This is a genomic window from Allobosea sp., from assembly GCF_017308075.1.
Lineage (GTDB): Bacteria > Pseudomonadota > Alphaproteobacteria > Rhizobiales > Beijerinckiaceae > Allobosea.
In genome coordinates this window covers 1-16,466 of sequence record NZ_JAFKFX010000034.1, presented here as the reverse complement: position 1 = coordinate 16,466, position 16,466 = coordinate 1, and the positions used below count along the sequence as shown (strand labels likewise).

The following is a 16,466-nucleotide window of genomic DNA, read 5'->3' as shown; positions in this document are numbered from 1 at the left end:
ACGACGTGATAGGCCTAATCGTCAGGCCGGGCTGTAGCCGAGTTCCTGCGAGAGTTCGGCCGCGATCTCGCGGACCCGCTGTGTGACCTGCTCCATGCGCTGCAGGTTCATCCGCCAGATCGGGCCGGACAAGCCGATCGCGCCGGCGACCTGGCCGGTGTGATCATAGACGGGCGCGGCGACGCAACGGACCTCCTCGTCGAACTCGGCGTCGTCGAAGGCGACCTTGGCCGAGCGGACTCGTTCGATCTCGGTGCGCAGCATGGCCTTGTCGGTGATCGATTTCGAGGTCGAGGGTGTGAGCTCGACGCGGCCGAGGAAGGCCTCGAACTGGGCGTCCGGCAGCGCGGCGAACAGGATTTTTCCGAGAGCCGTGCAATGCGGCGGCCGGAAGGCGCCGACGCGCTCGACGAGCTGGAACGCGCCGGAGCCGGCGACGCGCGCCGCGAGCACGACCTTGTCGCCGGAGCGCAGCCCGAAATGCGAGCTTTCTCCGGTTTCCTGCGCCAGTCTCTCGATGAACGGTGTCGCCGTCGCGACGAGATCGACTTCGCGGGAGGAGCTCGCGGCGAGACCGAAGATCATCCTTCCGAGATGGTAGCGCTTGGTCGCGCGATCCTGTCTGACGGCGCCGAGATCGGTCATCGTCCTGACGATATGAAAGGTCGTGCTGGTGTGGAGGCCTACGCTTTTCGAGAGATCGGCGAGGCTGATCCCGTCCGGATTCTGGGCGATCTGGGTGAGGATGGAGAATGCACGCTCGATCGACTGGACGCCGCTGCGTTCGCGTGTCTGATCCGTGCCGTTCTTGTCCGTATCCTCAGCCTGGGCGAGCTGGGCCATATTGAGACTCCGCATTTAGCCTTGCCGCGCCCTGAGCGGGCGCGGCGTCGTTGCGCGCTAGCAAGTATCGGTAGCGGGCAGTCTATCTACTATCCTCATGGTGGAAATCCCATATCGCTGAAGCTGATTTCGCAGGACAGGGCCTCCGCCTGCAAAACCCGTCTGCGGCTTTGGTCACGCCGCCTCTCCGTCCTGGAGCAGCGAGACGGCGCGGGCGTCGAACTCGGCGTCGAAGCCCAGGATCTCGCGGCTGCGGCTGAGATCATAGAGCGGTGCGAAGGGGTTTTGCGCGTAGATCTCGGGCTTCGCGAGGCGCGGCAGATAGCCGAGGACGCTTTCCAGGCGCTGGAGCGTCGGCTGGGGATGCAAGGTGACGTTGCCGCAGACGAAGAAGCGATCGAAGCCCTGATAGCGCATCTCCAGCGCCAGCCTGAAGGCGCGCGCGGCATCGCGCGGATCGACATGGTGCCAGCAGGGGCCGCCACCGGCGGAAGAGGGGCCGCCGGCCGGTGTACCCTTGTAGCTCTGCGGCGAACGGGAGCGGGCGCGGATCTCGCCGTACATTTCCGGATAGGCGACGAAGACCGGGCGCATCGCGATGATCTCGAGCTTGCCGCGCAGCGTGAAGCTGCGGCACATCTCCTCGCCGAGCAGCTTGCTGAGGGCGTAGGGGTCGGTCGGGTTCAGCGGGTGCGTGAGGTCGATCGGCAGCTGCTCCGGTGGCCGCAACGCGCCCTCATGCACGGTGAAGCCGACGACGGAATCGCTGGAGCAGAAGATCACCCGCTTCACGCCGGCTTCCTCCGCCGCGGAAAGCAGATTGTACAGGCCGACCAGATTGACCTGCATCAGGGCTTCGCCGCTGCCGGACCAGATGTTCGGGATCGCGCCGACCTGGAGAATCGCGTCCTGGCCCTTGACCGCATCGGCGACGGCGGCGGCATCGGTCAGCGTGCCGGTGCGCCAGTCGATGTCGCCGGCGCCGGCATGCAGGTCGAAGCCGGTGAGCCGAGCCTTGCCGGCCATGTCGCGCAGGATTGCCTGGCCGAGCTTGCCGGCGGCGCCGGTCACAAGCACTCGTTCGTAGTTCATCTTGTCCTCCCTGTCGGCGCTCGCGCCCGGTCGTTCTGCTTGATCCATTGCGCGAAGGCGGCAACGCCGTCCTCGAGCGGCAGGCGCGGTACAAAGCCGGTATCGTCGGCGAGGCGACGGCCGGCCAGTGGCCCGCGCATGCGATTGAAGGTGGTCCAGGGCGCAGTGCCCGGGCCGATCTCGATCACGGCGCCGGGAACGGCGGCCCTGACGGCCTCGGCGACCTCGAAAGTGTCCCAGTTCCGGCCATGGCCGAGATGGTAGACGTCGTGGTTCAGGCGCTCGGTGCGGTAGGCGGCCAGCAAGCCCTCGGCGACGTCGTCGACATGGGTGAAGCTCGCCCGGAAATCCCCTCCTGCCGGTTCGCGGATCGCGATGCCGCGCAGAGCCTCGCTCAGAAAGGCGACGACGGGGCCGCGCGGCAGGTCGCGCTCGGCGGGCACCAGCGGCGGCCCGTAGACGAAGGAGATGCGGACCGTGGCGGCGGAGAGCCCGTATTGCTTGCGATACATCCCGACGAAGAGCTCGCCCGCCGCCTTGGTCGAGCCATAGAGCGTCGCCGGTGAAAGCGGGGTGTCTTCGGTCAGGGGCTGTGCCAGGTCCATCTCCTTCTGGAAGACGGAGCCGGAGCTGACATAGATGAAGCGGCGCCAGTTCTGGATGCGCGCCAGTTCGAGCAGGGCGGCGGTCGCGGTGGCGTTGGTCTGCACCGTTTCCCACGGAATCGCGGCGGCGACGCGGTCGTTCGGCACGGCGGCGGTATGGATCGCGCCGTCGATCCCGTATTCGGCCGCGAGCGCCGCCAACGAGAAATGATCGTCGAGCGCTGCACGCACCCAGCGCACCCGGGGGCCGGCGCGGTCCTTCTGCGCCTGCGATACCGGCGAGCGGTGCTGCGCGACGACGTCGAACCCGGCATGGCCAGCGAGCGTCGCCAGCGTCAGCCCGACATGCCCCGTCGCGCCGGTGATCAACAGCGCCATGATCTATTCGTCCCGGATCGGCGAGGTGATGACCAGGAAGACGAGGTTCTCGAGACCGGTATTGTAGAAGGCGTGCTCGATCCCCGGAGGAATGAAGACGACGTCGTGGCTGCGTACGACGCGCTTCTCGTCGCCGTACTCGAACAGGCCCTCACCGGAGAGGACGTGATAGATCTGCTCCTGCACCGCATGCTTGTGACGGGCGACATAGGCCATCGGCTCATAGGACGAGATGCGGTGGTCGATCTGCCTGGCGCCCAGCCCTTCCTCATCGACGAGCGGCTTCGACAGCGCGCCGCCGAAGTGATTGGGGAATTGCTTCCACGGCACTTCCGCGATGTTCCGGATCACGGCTTTACGGCTGCTCAACTCATCCTCCTTGGGTTGTTGTGTATATTTCTCAATGTGAGATATTTTTTGTCAATGCGGAATATGCCATGCTCTCTCCGTGAGGCGGCCCGAGACAGGAGCCGCGGATGGAGGAAGAGAATTGGCACCACGTCGCTGGAAGATCCTGCTGCTGCAGGGCGCGAACATGAATTATCTCGGCAAGCGGGAGCCCGCGCTCTACGGCACGACCACCGCTGCCGATCTCGACCGCATGATGCTGGATTACGCCGAGGAGCGCGGCGTCGATCTCGAGATTTTCTATACGAATATCGAGGGCGAGGCGCTCAACCGTATTTATGCCGCCGCTGACGAGGGCTTCGACGGTCTGCTGATGAACCCGGCCGGGCTGCAATATGCCGGCTTCGCATTGCGTGACTGCCTCGCTGCGGTGAAGCCGACGCTGCCCTATATCGAGGTCCACATCACCCATAAGACGATCGCGGGCGGCTTCCATTCCCTGACCGCCGAGCATTGCCAGGGCTTCGTGCTCGGCTTCGGGATCGATTCCTACTATCTCGGATTCGACGGGCTGCTGCGCCTGCTCAACCGGCGGGCTCGCGTCGCCTAGAAGCTCAAAGGGCCGCGGCATCGCGACCTGCCAGATAGCCGAAGGTCAGGGCCGGTCCCAGCGTGATGCCGGGGCCGGGATAGAAGCCGGCCATGACCGAGTTCATGTCGTTGCCGCAGGCATAGAGGCCGGGCACGGGCGTGCCCGGGCCATCCAGCACGCGGCCCCGCGCATCGGTACGCAGGCCGGCTGCGGTGCCGAGATCGGCCGGCTGGACCGCGATCGCGTAGAAGGGCGCGCGTCGGATCGGGGCGATGCATGGATTGGGGCGGTGCGCGCCGTCGCCGAGATGGCGCTGATAGGCGTCGCCGCCGCGCCCGAAGGCCGGGTCGGCCCCTTGCTCGGCGCCGGCGTTATAGTCCGCAACGGTCGCTTCCAGGGCGCCGATATCGAGGCCGAGGCGCTGCGCCAGTTCGCCGATCGTGCCGGCCTGGATGAGATAGCCGCTGCGGCGCTCGCTGCGCGTCGACAGGCGGAAGGGGCGCAGGCGCCCGAGCCCGTACTTCCAGAGGAAATCGGCATCGCAGATCAGATAGGCCGGCGTCCTCGTCGGCGCGTCCTCCAGCATTGCCATGACGAAGTGATGATAGGAGCGGGCTTCGTTGACGAAGCGCCGTCCGTTCGCGTCGACGGCGATCAGCCCCGGCTTGCCGCGGTCGGTTACGGTATGGGGGAAGACCCCCGGCGTGCCGTCTGCGCGGGAGAAGGTCGAGCCCGGCACCCAGAAGGCCCGGTTCTCGTGCCCCGCCTCGATGCGCGCGCCGAATGGTTCGGCGAGGCGCGCGCCCGTCGGGCCAGGCGATGCGACGTTCGCCGTCACCTTCTGGGCCGCGCCGGGCAAATGAAGGCGCCGCAATTCGGCATCGTGCGAGAAGCCGCCGCTCGCCAGGATGACCGCCTTGCCCGCGACGGTCCTTGTCTTGGCGCTGCCTCCGGCGATCTCGACGCCGGCGACGCCGCCATTGCCGGGCAGCAGGGCGGAGACGATCGCGCCGGTCTCGATCGTGACGCCGAGGTCCAGCGCCGATTTGAGCAGGCGCCCGGCCAGTGCATTGCCGAGAAAGAGCGTGGTGCCGCGGCGATGCCTCAGGCGCTGGAACGCGTAGCGCGCGACCAGGCTCGCGACGCGGGCGGCCGAGCGCGGGCTGCGCAGGACGTTCTGGAAATGCGGCAGGTCGGCACGCCCAACCATCATGCCGCCCATCAGCATGAATTCCGGCAGCGGCGGCCGCAGCCGGGGGAACCAGGCTCCGAGCTCGGCCCCGTCGAAGGGCAGGGCGGCGAAGCAGCGCCCGCGCAATGTGCCGCCGGGCAGGTCCGGATCATAGTCGGGATAGCTCGGAACGGCGGCGAGCTTGGTGCTGGTGCGGGCATCGAGCCAGCGCCGCGCTACATCGGCATGATCAAGGAAGGCGTCGCGGGCCGGGCTCGGCGGGCAGGGGGCGGCGGCGTCGAGGTAGCGGCTTGCCGCTGCGCGGTCGTCGCCATGTTCGGCGGCGCCCGGCAGCCAGGCCATGCCGCCGGAGACGGCCGTGGTGCCGCCGATGAGGTCGGACCCCTCCAGCAGCAGGACGCGCGCGCCGCCATCGGCGGCGGCGCAGGCCGCGGTCAGCCCGGCGGCGCCGGAGCCGATGACGATGACGTCATAGCCTTGCGCTGAACGCTCCGCCGCAGGTGCCATTTCAGCCGCGCCTCAGCGCATCGACATAGGCAGCAAGTCCTTCCCGCAGGGGATAGCGTGGCCGATAGCCGAAGGCGTCCGCCGCACGGCTGCAATCGAGCGCCCCCTTGCGGACGGCCGTCTCGCCGGCGACCTCGTAGGCGCCGTCGCCGATCGACAGCTGCGCGCCCGGAATGAGCTCGCGGATGATCTCGACCATCTCGGCGAGGCTGTGCGCTTCGCCGCTGGTGATGTGGTAGACGTCATGCTGGTGGCCGGGATGGTCGAGCGCCCCGAGAAGCCCGGCGACGAGGTCGTCGATATAGACCTGATCGACCCGGTAGCCGGCTCCGTTGGGAATATGGAAGGCGCGGCCGGCCAGTCCCGCCTCGATCGGCGTTTTGGGGACGCGAGGCCGCGGCAGGCCGGGGCCATAGACCCAGCAGGTGCGGATATGGATCGCCTCCAGCCCGTTGGCCCGGGCAAAGTCGCGCGCGAGCTGCTCGACGGCGAATTTCGATATGCCGTAGGGCTGGGTCGGGAAGCAGGCATGGGTTTCGTCGATGACCTCCCGTGTGAAGGGGCCGTAAACCTCCTCGGAAGACAGATTGATCAGCCGCTTCACCTCGAGAAGCCGCATTGCCGAGAGCACGTTGAGCGAGCCCTCGACATTGACGCGCATGGTATAGAGCGGGCTTGCCAGCGAGTTCACGATGCCGACGACCGCGGCGCAGTGAATCACCGCATCGGGGCGGGCCTGCTTCATCGCCTCGGCGAGCTGCGGCCATTCGGTCAGTTCGCCCGGCACGAAGGAGACATTGGCGGCGCGGGCCCGCAGCGCCTTCAAGGCCGGGCTCTCGCCGATGTCGAAGGCCGTCACCTCATCCCCTCGCGCCGCGAGGGCGGAGGCGACGGCACATCCGATGAAACCGCCGCCGCCGGTCAGAAAAATACGCGCCATGTCCAGTCCCGTTCGCTCAGGCGTCGATGCCCTGCAGGATACGCTTGCCGAACACCGGCTCCTTGTAGGGGATGGGCGGCAGCTCCCACGCGCCGGTGGCCGGCGGGCGGATATCGGCATCGACATGCACGTCGAGCAGATAGGGCTTATTGGCCTTCACCGCATGCTCGAGAGCGGCTGCGAAATCCTCCGAACGGGTGACCGTGACGGCCTCGACGCCGGCGGCGCGCGCCCAGGCCGCGAAGTCGGGATTGTAGGGCTCGCCATTGGGACCGGCATAGAAGGCGGTGCCGATCTCGCGTCCGTCGAACAGCCCGTACTGGATGTCGCGGATCGCGCCCCAGGCGAAGTTGTTCCAGACCACCCAGACCACCGGGATGTTGTACTCGACCGCGGTGCAGAGCACATGCGGGACCATGGCGAAACCGCCATCGCCGGCAATCGAGATCACCGGCCGATCCGGTGCGGCGAGCTTGGCGCCGAGCGCGCTCGACGGGCCGAAGCCCATCCCCGAAAAGCCCCAGCTGTTGAGCATGGTCTGCGGCTTGCGTGCCTTCCAGAACTGCATGAACCAATTGTGGTGGATGCCGGCGTCGAAGGTCAGGATCGCGTCGTCGTCCAGGACGGCGCGGCAATCGGCGACGATCCGTTCCGGGCGGATCGGCTTGGCATGGATCGAGAAGTTCGGCGAGATGAAAGTCTGCCATTCCTTCTGCCATTCCGCGATCATGGCGAGCCATTCGGCGCGGTGGGCGGTGATGTCGGGCCGGCGCCGTTCCAGCTCCGCCAGGATCTGACGCAGGAAGCTGCGCGCATCGGCCAGGATCGGCAGGTCGGGTGCGTAGTTGCGGCCGAGCTCGGCATGGTCGACATCGACATGGATCAGCTTGGTCGCCGGGAAATTCCAGGAATAGCCCGGCATCCAGGAGGAGGAGGAGCGATCGTCGAAGCGGGCGCCGATCGCCAGGACGAGATCGGCGAGCCGGCCGGCCTGATTGGCCGGGTAGGCGCCGTTGCGGCCGATGAAGCCCAGCGAAAGCGGATCCTCCATGTCGAAGCAGCCCATGCCGTTGGGCGAGCTGATGACCGGGATCGAGAGGAGATGGGCGAGCGCGGTCAGCTCTTCCGAGGCTTCGGAAATGGTCACGCCATGGCCGATGAAGAGCGCCGGCCGGGCCGAGGCCAGGAGCATGTCGACCGCCTCGGAAACCTGTTCGGGCGAAGCCGCGCTGCGGCGCTCGTTGACGATGGCGCGCGCACCGCTTTCGAGCCGGACATCGTCCTCTTCCTGGAAGAGGTTGAAGGGAACGTCGAGATTGACCGGGCCGGGACGCCCGGAGAGCATGGTCGACATCGACTGGCGCAGGGCCAGCGGCAGCATGTCGACCCGCGTCGGCTGGAAGCTGCGCTTCACGATCGGCCGCATGACATTGGCGAAGTCCGCCTGGTTGTGGCGGTTGATCTCCTGGAACGGCCCGCGGTTGAACTGCGAGGTCGGCACATTGGCGGTGATCGCCAGGAAGGCCGAGGAATCGGTCATCGCCAGCGCCGTGCCCATGACCATGTTGGCCGAGCCCGGTCCGCAGGAGGTCAGGGTCGCGACCGCCTCATGCTTGATGCGGAAATAGCCGTCCGCCATGTGCGCCGCGACCTGCTCATGTCGCGGCGAGATCAGCTTGATGTCGTCGCGCGCCGAGTAGAGCGCGTCGAGCATGCCGACATTGCCGTGTCCGCAGATGCCGAAGATGTAGGGGACCTTCTCCTTGACGAGGAACTCGGTGATCAGCTCGGCGCCCTTGGCCATGGTCTCGATCCTTATGCTTGTCCGCCCGATGGCGGGATTAATTTCCGATATTATAGCAATGTATCTCACATTGCGAAATTTCTTTTCAGAGCGCACTGCACCGCCCTCGGGAGAGGCGGTGCAGTGGATCGTGGTGGTCAGGCTGCCTGGCGCTCGCGGCGGCCGAAGATCTTCGTCCAAAGCCTGGCGAAGCCGCGCTTGAATGCCTCGCTCTGCAGGCAGAGCGAGATGACGATCAGCGCGAGCAGGATCAGCGCGACGGGCCGCATCAGGAATGGCTCGAAGCTGCCATTGGAGCCGAGCAGCGCGCGGCGCAGGCTGACATCCGCCATCTGGCCGAGCAGCACGCCGATCACCAGCGGGGCGACAGGATAGCCCATCTCCTCGAGGAAATAGACGATCACGCCGAAGCCCAGCATCAGGTAGATGTTGAACATGTTGAGCCCGAGCGCCCAGGAGCCGAGCACGGCCAGGAAGGCGACGCAGGGCATCAGAATGGCAACCGGCAGGCGCAGCACCTGCAGCGAGATCTTCGCCATCGACAGGCCGATGACGAAGATGCCGATCGCGGCCCAGAACAGCATTGCGCCCATCTGCGCGATGAAGTTCGGGAACTCGAAGGTCAGCATCGGCCCCGGCCGGATGCCATGCAGGTTGAGCGCGCCGAGCAGCATGGCCGCGGGCGGCGAGCCGGGCACGCCAAGGGTGAGCACGGGGATGATCGCGCCGCCGATGCAGGCATTGTTCGCCACTTCCGGTGCGATCACGCCATTGACATTGCCATGGCCGAAGGTCTCGGGCTCCTTGTCCGCCTTCTTGGCTGCGTCATAGGCGGCCCAGGCGGCGATGTCCTCGCCGACGCCCGGGATCACGCCGATGCCGACGCCAAGCGAGGCCGAGCGGGCGATGCCGAACTTGGCGCGCCAGAGCGTGCCCCAGCGTGGCCAGAGCTTGTTGACGCCGCTGACGCTGCCGCGGTGGCTGTCGAGATCGCGCAGGACACGGATGATCTGCGGAATGGCGAAGCCGCCTAGGATCACCGGAACCAGATCGATCCCGCCCGCCAGTTCGGGAATGCCGAAGGTGAAGCGGGCATAGCCCTGGATCGTCTCCATACCGACCGAGGCGATCAGCAGTCCCAGCAGGCCGGCGACCCAGCCCTTGGCCGGCATGTCTTCGGAGGTCAGCGAGCCGCAGATCAGCACGCCGAACAGCGCGAGCAGGAAGAACTCGGCCGAGGTGAACTGCAAGGCGAGTTTGACCAGGATCGGCGAGAGCGCGATCAGTGCGAACAGGCCGATCACAGTGCCGATGACCGATGCCGTGGTTGCCAGAGAGATCGCTTCGCCGGCCCGGCCCTGGAGGGCAAGCTTGTGACCATCGAGCGCTGTCGCGGCGCCGGCGGCACTTCCGGGGATGCCGAGCAGGATCGAGGCATGGCTCGGGCCGTAGATCGCGCCGACATAGGCGCCGATCAACGCGACCATGGCGAGCTCGACCGGCAGGGTGAAGGTGACGGTGCTCAAGAGCGCGACCGCCAGCGTCGCAGTGAGCCCGGGAAGTGCGCCGAAGACGATGCCGAGCGTCACCGAGCCGGCCATCACGACCATGTTCAGCGGGGTGACGAGGGCGTAGATCTCGTAGAGAAAGGAACCGAGCATTTTCGCCTCCTCAGCCGGCCGGTTGAGGCATCGGGACGTAGAGGAATGTGGTGAAAAGCGTCGACAGGAGCAGGGGAACGCCGATTGCGATCGCGGCCGTGATCAGCGCCGTACGCAGCAGCCCGCCCTCGGCATCGCGCCACCAGAACAGCGCGATCGCGACGAACAGGAAGATGCCGCTTGCCGCCAGGAACGGCACCCGGCCAATGCCGAGGAAGATGTAGGCCGCCATCAATCCCACGGCGAGCGCGGCTCGGTGCAGCCGGTGATTGCCGCCGATGCCGCGCAGCCAGGCGATTGTCGCGGGGACAAGCTCTTCGGTGCCGCCCTCCTTGATCGCGATAATGAGCACGCGCAGGCTGAAGGCGATCAGCAGGGCGCCGACCACGGTGGGGAACAGACCCGGCGAGAGATACCATTGAGCCGAGCCGCCGGTCAGCGTGCTCTGCCAGGGCATGCCGGACGCGGCATAGATGACGCTCATGCCGAGAAGGATCATGCCTGTCGACATGGCGACATCGGCGCGGCGGAGGGATTTGCGAGGGAGCATGGCAGATTCCTGACCTAGCGGCGGGACGCCGGAGCGCCCCGCCTCGACGGCTTAGGGCTTGGCGATGCCGAGCCTGTCCGGCGAGGTCTTCGCCACACCCAGCTCGAACAGCTTCCAGCTCATCGCGTTTTCCATGGCCTGGAGGCTCTTCTCAGCCTCGTCTCCATACTCGCCGGAAAGGACGAACATGCGCTCCGAAGCGAGGGACTTGACCTTCGGGTCTTCCATCGCCTTGACGAAGGCCGCGTCGATCTTGGCGATGATCGGCTTGGGCGTGTCCTTGGGGATGGCCATGCCGAGCCACTGGCGGGCCGGAATCTTCTGGATGTCGGGATATTTGACGCCGGCGGCCGGGATCGTCCCGACCTTCGGGAACTCGAACGGCTTCATCTCGATCATCGCCAGCGGGCGCAGCTTGCCGGCGCGGATGAATTCGGTCTGCTCGGCGACGCCCGAGACGACGGCGTCGGCCTCGCCGGTCAGGGCGGCGACATGGGCCGGGCTGGAGCCGTCATAGGGAATGTAGTTGAACTCGGTTTTCGAGGCCTGGCCGAGCGCGAGGGCCCGCATGTGCCAGACGCAGCCGATGGGGCAGTGACCGACCTTGACGGATTTCGGCGATTTTTGCGCGGCGGCAATCAGATCGTCGAGGGTCTTGTAGGGGGATTCCGCCCGCACGGAGATCACGCCCGGCGCGCCCGCGACCATGTACCAGCGCCAGTCGGCGGTTCCGGTCTTGTGGAATTCCATCACCTTGGTGATCTGCATGGCTTCGGAGGCTCCGAGCCAGGTGTAGCCGTCACGGGGCTGGTTCCAGACATGGGTCATCGCGACGCCGCCGCCGCCGCCGGTCCGGTTGGAAACGTTGATCTTGCCGCCAAGCGCCTTCTCCATCGCCTGGGCAAGGAAGCGGTTGGTGGCGTCGGTGCCGCCGCCGGCCGCAGCCCATACCGACAGATCGATCGGCTTCGTCGGGTAGTTCTGGGCGCTGGCGGCATTCGACACCGCCAACAGGCCGAGCGCCGCTACCGAACCACGCAGAAAATGCCACGCCTTCATCATATCCTCCCATGCGCTTCGCGGTTTGTCGGGACTGAGCGCCCCTTTTTGTAAACCGGCATGCATCTGCCGCCGGGCCGCCTTCATTCGCCCATCCGAAATGGCCGCATTGCGTTGCGAGAGGTCTCTCGCGGCCGCAGCCGTTTTTTCATCTCGGCAGGCAACGTGGCGACCGTAATTTTCTCAAGTTGGGATTGTCAACCTCATCGTGAAAATTGGTTTGTTCTGTTTTCTGCGGCGCCGGGCGTGGGGCCTGTCGCCGGAGAATGCGTGTAATATATTGATATATATAAGAATGCCGATTATCTTTAGAGGTTCTTATGTGGTCGCGCGGCGCGTTGTCGCCACATTGATGGTGTCGTGTTTTTATATTATCGGATGATATCCGACATAGAAACAAGGAGGCGGCGATGCCGGTCGCGAGCAGTGGGAATGTCTGGTTGATCACGGGGTGCTCGACCGGAATCGGGCGCGCATTGGCGCGTGCCCTGCTGGCGCGGGGTGAAGCGGTTGTCGCGACGGCGCGTGACCGGGCGACCCTGGCCGACCTTGATCCGGCCAACAGTGGGCGTCTGCTCGCGCTCGACCTCGATGTCACGCGGCCGGAGACGATCGAGCGGGCGCGAGACGCGGCGCTTGGCTGGCGCGGCGGGGTCGATGTCCTCGTCAACAATGCCGGTTACGGGCTGGTCGGGGCTGCCGAGGAGATCTCGGACGAGCAGGCACTGGCGGCGTTCGAGACCAATGTCTTCGGCGTGCATCGCATGGTGCGCGCCTTCCTGCCCGCAATGCGCGAGCGCGGGCGCGGGCATATCGTCAATGTCTCGTCGATGCTCGGCCATGTCGGCGCGGCCGGCTTCAGCTTCTATGCCGCGGTCAAGTTCGCCGTGGAGGGATTTTCGGAATCGCTGGCTCCGGAGCTCGCGCCGTTCGGCATCGGGGTGACGCTGGTCGCGCCCGGTCCGTTTCTTACCGCCTTCCGCAGCAAGGGGTTGCAGATGGCGGCGCCGCAGCCGCCCTATGATCAAAGCCTGGCGGAGTTCAGGCGCAATCTCCTGGCCTCCGACGGCAAACAGCCGGGCGATCCGGAGCGTGCGGCGGAACTGATCGTCGATGCCGTCACCGCCCCGGAGCCGCCGCTGCGGCTCGTGCTCGGCGAGGTCGCCATGGCCCAGGTCGAGACCAAGCTGGCGAAGGTGGCTGCCGATATCGCGCGCTGGCGCGAGCGTTCGGCGGCAACCGCCTTCGTGCAACTGGCCGCGGAGTAAGGCCCGGGTCATCAGCTCTCGATGCCGAACATCATGCGCAGGCGCGTGGCGCCGGCCAGTTCGATGTGGCGCCGCGCCAGCGCCTCGGCTTCGTCCGGGGCGCGCCGCTCCAGGGCCCGCAAAATGGCGAGGTGCTCGTCATGCGCTTCGCGAGCCCGGTTCGGTGCGGCGAAGGTGGTCCCGGGCAGCAGCGCCAGCGCGTCGGACATCTGGGCGAGCGCCTGGGCGAGATAGCGGTTATGCGCGGCTTCGTGGATAGCGCTGTGGAAGCGCGCATTCATGCGCATCATCTCCGCGGGCGCCTCCAGCGCTGCGACGCTGCGTTCCAGGATCTCGTGCATCAGCGCGATCTCGGCCGGGGAGGCATGACGGGTGGCGAGCCCCGCGGCGGCGCCTTCCAGCGCGGCGCGCAGGGCATAGAGCTCGCGCACCTGCTGCTTGTCGTATTCGGTGACCACGAGACCGCGGCCGGGAGAATTCTGGGCGAGCCCCTCCGAGCCGATCCGGCGCAGTGCCTCGCGCACCGGGGTGCGGCTGACGCCGAGCTGCTCGGCAAGTTCGACCTCGCGCAGCCGCTGGCCGCCCCGCAGCTCGCCGGAGCGGATCATCGCCATGAGCCGCGTATAGGCGAATTCGGACCGGGACAGGTTTTCCGACCCGGTGTCATCCTTCCTGATCGGCATCCGCTTTCCTTCCGTCGCCGCCATTACGGTGCGCGCACCTCCACGCCTGGCGGCTGGCGCCAAGGCGCCCGCCACTGATAGCGCAGATCACAATTGCATTCCAATGTATACATAGATATGCAAATGGGCGCGGCCCGCTTGAGACGGCCGTCAATCGCGTTCTCTCCAGCCGTGACAAAGGCAATGACAGCAGCGAGCCAGCACGAAGAATATGACGTGATCGTCGTCGGCGGCGGCAATGCGGCGCTGTGCGCGGCCATTTCGGCGCGGCGCGAGGGAGCGCGCGTCCTGGTGCTCGAAGCGGCGGACGCCTTCTGGCGCGGCGGCAATACGCGCCATACCAGGAATATGCGCTGCGCCCATGACGCGGCCACTGCCAGCCTTTCCGGCCCCTATGGCGAGGAGGAGTTCTTCGACGATCTCCTGCGGGTGACCAAGGGCAAGACCGACGAGCCGCTCGCCCGTTTCATGATCCGCGAATCGAAATCGATGCTGGGCTGGATCGAGGAGCAGGGGGTGCGCTGGCAGCCCTCGCTTGGCGGTACGCTCTCGCTCGGGCGCACCAATTCCTTCTTCCTGGGCGGCGGCCGGGCCATGCTGAATGCGCTGTATCAGACCGCCGAGGATCTCGGCGTCGAGATCCGCTACGAGGCCGAGGTCACCGATATCGAGATCGACGATGGCCGGTTCCGCTCGGTCACGGTCGCGGGCGAGCGATTGCCGGCGCGGGCGCTGGTCGCGGCGGCCGGCGGCTTCGAATCCAATATCGACTGGCTGAAGCGCTATTGGGGCGAGGCGGCCGAGAATTTTCTGATCCGCGGCACCCGCAACAACAAGGGCACGATCCTGCGCCTGCTGCTCGACAAGGGCGTGCAGGAGGTCGGCGATCCCACCCAGTGCCATGCCGTCGCCATCGACGCGCGCGCGCCGAAATATGACGGCGGCATCATCACCCGGCTCGATTGCGTCGTCTTCGGTATCGTCGTGAACCGGCGGGCCGAGCGCTTCTATGACGAGGGCGAGGATATCTGGCCGAAGCGCTACGCGATCTGGGGCAGGCTCGTCGCGGCCCAGCCCGACCAGATCGCCTACATCATTTTCGACGCTTCCTCGCTCGAGCTCTTCATGCCCTCCCTCTATCCGCCGATCAGCGCGCCGAGCATTCGCGAGCTCGCCGAAAGGCTCGAACTCGATCCGGATGCGCTCGTGCACACCGTGACGAGCTTCAATGCGGCAGTGCAGCCCGGAACCTTCGACGACCGCATCCTCGACGACTGCCGGACCGAGGGACTGGCGCCGCCGAAGACGCATTGGGCGAGGCGGATCGAGAAGGCGCCGTTCTACGCCTATCCGGTCCGGCCGGGCATCACCTTCACCTATCTCGGCGTGCGGGTGAACCAGGAGGCGCGCATGACGATGGCCGATGGCCGCGGCGCGCCCAACATGTTCGCCGCCGGCGAGATCATGGCCGGAAATGTCCTCGGCGAAGGCTATGCCGCTGGCATCGGCATGACCATCGGCGCCGTCTTCGGGCGCATTGCCGGCCGCGAAGCAGCCAGGAGCGTATTGTCATGACGGATTTCGCCTTCCTGCGCGACATGGTCGGCGCGGGCCCGGCCGGCACCGCCGGCTCCACCCCGCACCATGCCACCGCGGCGCTGGCCGAGGCCGACCGGCTGATGACCGTCTGCAATTCCTGCCGCTATTGCGAAGGGCTGTGCGCGGTCTTCCCGGCGATGGAGATGCGGCGCTCCTTCTCGGATGGCGACCTGAACTACCTTGCCAATCTCTGCCATAATTGCGGCGCCTGCTATCACGACTGCCAGTTCTCGCCGCCGCATGAATATGCGGTGCATGTCCCGGCGACCCTGGCGCAGGTCCGCACCGAGTCTTACGCTCAATATGCTTGGCCGAGGGCGTTCGCCGGCCTGTTCGCGCGCAACGGCCTCGTCATCGCGGTCGCGCTGGCGCTGGCTGTCACGATCTTCATCGCCGGCTTCGTCGCCTGGACCGATCCTTTCGTGCTTTTCGGCGTGCATGTCGGGCCGGGCGCCTTCTACCGGCTGATGCCGCACAACACCATGGTCGCGATCTTCGGCCTCGCCATGCTCTACGCGGTCTTCGCGATCGGCATGGGGGTGCGCGCCTTCTGGCGCGATATCGGCGAGCCCGAGGCGACGCTGCGCGATCCCGGTTCGCTCTGGCAGGCGTTGAAGGACGCCGGCAGCCTGCGCCATCTCGATGGCGGGGGCGCCGGCTGCATGAACGAAAACGAGCGGCCGAGCGACCGGCGCCGGCTCCATCACCATCTGACCTTCTATGGCTTCATGCTCTGCTTCGCCGCGACCTCGACGGCGACGCTCTATCACTATCTTTTGGGCATGCAGGCGCCCTATCCCTGGTACGACCTGCCGGTGCTGCTCGGCACGGCCGGCGGCATCGGGATGGTGATCGGCCCGATCGGGCTGCTGCGCGAGAAATGGCGCCGCGATCCTGGTCTGCGCCAGGGCACGCCGGTCGGCATGGACGTCGCCTTCCTGCTGATGCTGCTGCTGACCAGCCTGACCGGGCTCGCGCTGCTCGTGCTGCGCGCCACGCCTGTCATGGGGCTGCTGCTCGCCCTGCATCTCGGCGTCGTCTTCGCGCTCTTCGTCACCATGCCCTATGGCAAATTCGTGCACGGCATCTACCGCTTCCTCGCGCTGGTGCGGGCCGCCAAGGAAAGGCATCGCGAATTGGCCCCGGGCGACAGGTAGGGCTCGGAGGGGCTGGCCGCAGGTTGTGGCTCGCCCGCGAGCTTGGCCTGCTGCCGGTTTCGTGGACACCGAGATTGGGTGTTTCATGAAGCGGGAGGTGGCATATGCAGCGAAGACAGTTTGGGCGTGAGTTCAAGATCGAGGCGGTCCGCCTGATCAAGGACCGCGGAGTGAGCGTGGCGCAGGCA

At 66.6% G+C, this 16,466-nt stretch carries 15 protein-coding genes; 4 read left to right on the top strand and 11 right to left on the bottom strand.

Going from position 1 to position 16,466, the window contains the following annotated elements:
* Window positions 1–21 precede the first annotated feature (21 nt).
* The 4 genes from J0J10_RS16620 to J0J10_RS16605 form a co-directional block, all read right to left on the bottom strand.
* Window positions 22–843, bottom strand: a complete 822-nt coding sequence (locus tag J0J10_RS16620; RefSeq protein WP_291638936.1) for an IclR family transcriptional regulator — start codon at window positions 841–843, stop codon at window positions 22–24.
* A 174-nt stretch (window positions 844–1,017) separates the two neighbouring features.
* Window positions 1,018–1,935 carry an NAD-dependent epimerase/dehydratase family protein gene (locus J0J10_RS16615; protein ID WP_291647541.1) on the bottom strand — a complete coding sequence of 306 codons (918 nt, stop codon included), beginning with the start codon at window positions 1,933–1,935 and terminating at the stop codon, window positions 1,018–1,020.
* Window positions 1,932–2,918 (bottom strand): NAD-dependent epimerase/dehydratase family protein, encoded by a 987-nt coding sequence (locus tag J0J10_RS16610; RefSeq protein WP_291647540.1) that lies wholly within the window; start codon window positions 2,916–2,918, stop codon window positions 1,932–1,934. Before J0J10_RS16610 ends, J0J10_RS16615 begins: the two co-directional genes overlap by 4 nt.
* 3 nt (window positions 2,919–2,921) lie before the next feature.
* Window positions 2,922–3,287, bottom strand: a complete 366-nt coding sequence (locus tag J0J10_RS16605; protein ID WP_291647538.1) for a cupin domain-containing protein — start codon at window positions 3,285–3,287, stop codon at window positions 2,922–2,924.
* A 121-nt stretch (window positions 3,288–3,408) separates the two neighbouring features.
* Here J0J10_RS16605 and J0J10_RS16600 point away from each other — a divergent pair, with 121 nt between their 5' ends.
* Window positions 3,409–3,876: a type II 3-dehydroquinate dehydratase gene (locus tag J0J10_RS16600; protein ID WP_291638940.1), complete on the top strand. Its 468-nt coding sequence runs from the start codon at window positions 3,409–3,411 to the stop codon at window positions 3,874–3,876.
* A gap of 4 nt (window positions 3,877–3,880) precedes the next feature.
* Here the strand turns inward: J0J10_RS16600 and J0J10_RS16595 are convergent, their stop codons facing one another.
* From J0J10_RS16595 to J0J10_RS16570, 6 genes are all read right to left on the bottom strand, one after another.
* Window positions 3,881–5,557, bottom strand: coding sequence for an FAD-dependent oxidoreductase (locus J0J10_RS16595; RefSeq protein ID WP_291647536.1), 1,677 nt, complete (start codon window positions 5,555–5,557; stop codon window positions 3,881–3,883).
* A 1-nt stretch (window position 5,558) separates the two neighbouring features.
* Complete coding sequence (locus J0J10_RS16590; RefSeq protein ID WP_291638942.1) at window positions 5,559–6,497, bottom strand: NAD-dependent epimerase/dehydratase family protein; 939 nt, start codon at window positions 6,495–6,497, stop codon at window positions 5,559–5,561.
* Between the two features lie 16 nt (window positions 6,498–6,513).
* Window positions 6,514–8,301 (bottom strand): thiamine pyrophosphate-binding protein, encoded by a 1,788-nt coding sequence (locus J0J10_RS16585; RefSeq protein ID WP_291647534.1) that lies wholly within the window; start codon window positions 8,299–8,301, stop codon window positions 6,514–6,516.
* A gap of 137 nt (window positions 8,302–8,438) precedes the next feature.
* A complete protein-coding gene (locus J0J10_RS16580; RefSeq protein WP_291647532.1) occupies window positions 8,439–9,962 on the bottom strand; it encodes a tripartite tricarboxylate transporter permease in 1,524 nt (507 codons plus the stop codon).
* Between the two features lie 10 nt (window positions 9,963–9,972).
* Window positions 9,973–10,512 carry a tripartite tricarboxylate transporter TctB family protein gene (locus J0J10_RS16575; protein WP_291647529.1) on the bottom strand — a complete coding sequence of 180 codons (540 nt, stop codon included), beginning with the start codon at window positions 10,510–10,512 and terminating at the stop codon, window positions 9,973–9,975.
* A gap of 51 nt (window positions 10,513–10,563) precedes the next feature.
* Complete coding sequence (locus J0J10_RS16570; protein ID WP_291647527.1) at window positions 10,564–11,571, bottom strand: Bug family tripartite tricarboxylate transporter substrate binding protein; 1,008 nt, start codon at window positions 11,569–11,571, stop codon at window positions 10,564–10,566.
* A 410-nt stretch (window positions 11,572–11,981) separates the two neighbouring features.
* On the opposite strand from J0J10_RS16570, the gene J0J10_RS16565 reads away from it, so the two are divergent.
* On the top strand, window positions 11,982–12,839 hold the full coding sequence (locus J0J10_RS16565; protein ID WP_291647525.1) for an SDR family NAD(P)-dependent oxidoreductase: 858 nt from the start codon (window positions 11,982–11,984) through the stop codon (window positions 12,837–12,839).
* Window positions 12,840–12,850: 11 nt separating this feature from the next.
* Here the strand turns inward: J0J10_RS16565 and J0J10_RS16560 are convergent, their stop codons facing one another.
* On the bottom strand, window positions 12,851–13,522 hold the full coding sequence (locus tag J0J10_RS16560; RefSeq protein ID WP_291647522.1) for a GntR family transcriptional regulator: 672 nt from the start codon (window positions 13,520–13,522) through the stop codon (window positions 12,851–12,853).
* A gap of 183 nt (window positions 13,523–13,705) precedes the next feature.
* Here J0J10_RS16560 and tcuA point away from each other — a divergent pair, with 183 nt between their 5' ends.
* The gene (gene tcuA, locus J0J10_RS16555; RefSeq protein ID WP_291647520.1) at window positions 13,706–15,097 is read left to right on the top strand and encodes an FAD-dependent tricarballylate dehydrogenase TcuA; all 1,392 of its coding nucleotides are present in this window, start codon (window positions 13,706–13,708) and stop codon (window positions 15,095–15,097) included.
* A 23-nt stretch (window positions 15,098–15,120) separates the two neighbouring features.
* Window positions 15,121–16,278: a tricarballylate utilization 4Fe-4S protein TcuB gene (tcuB, locus tag J0J10_RS16550; protein WP_291647744.1), complete on the top strand. Its 1,158-nt coding sequence runs from the start codon at window positions 15,121–15,123 to the stop codon at window positions 16,276–16,278.
* The last annotated feature ends 188 nt before the right edge of the window (window positions 16,279–16,466 follow it).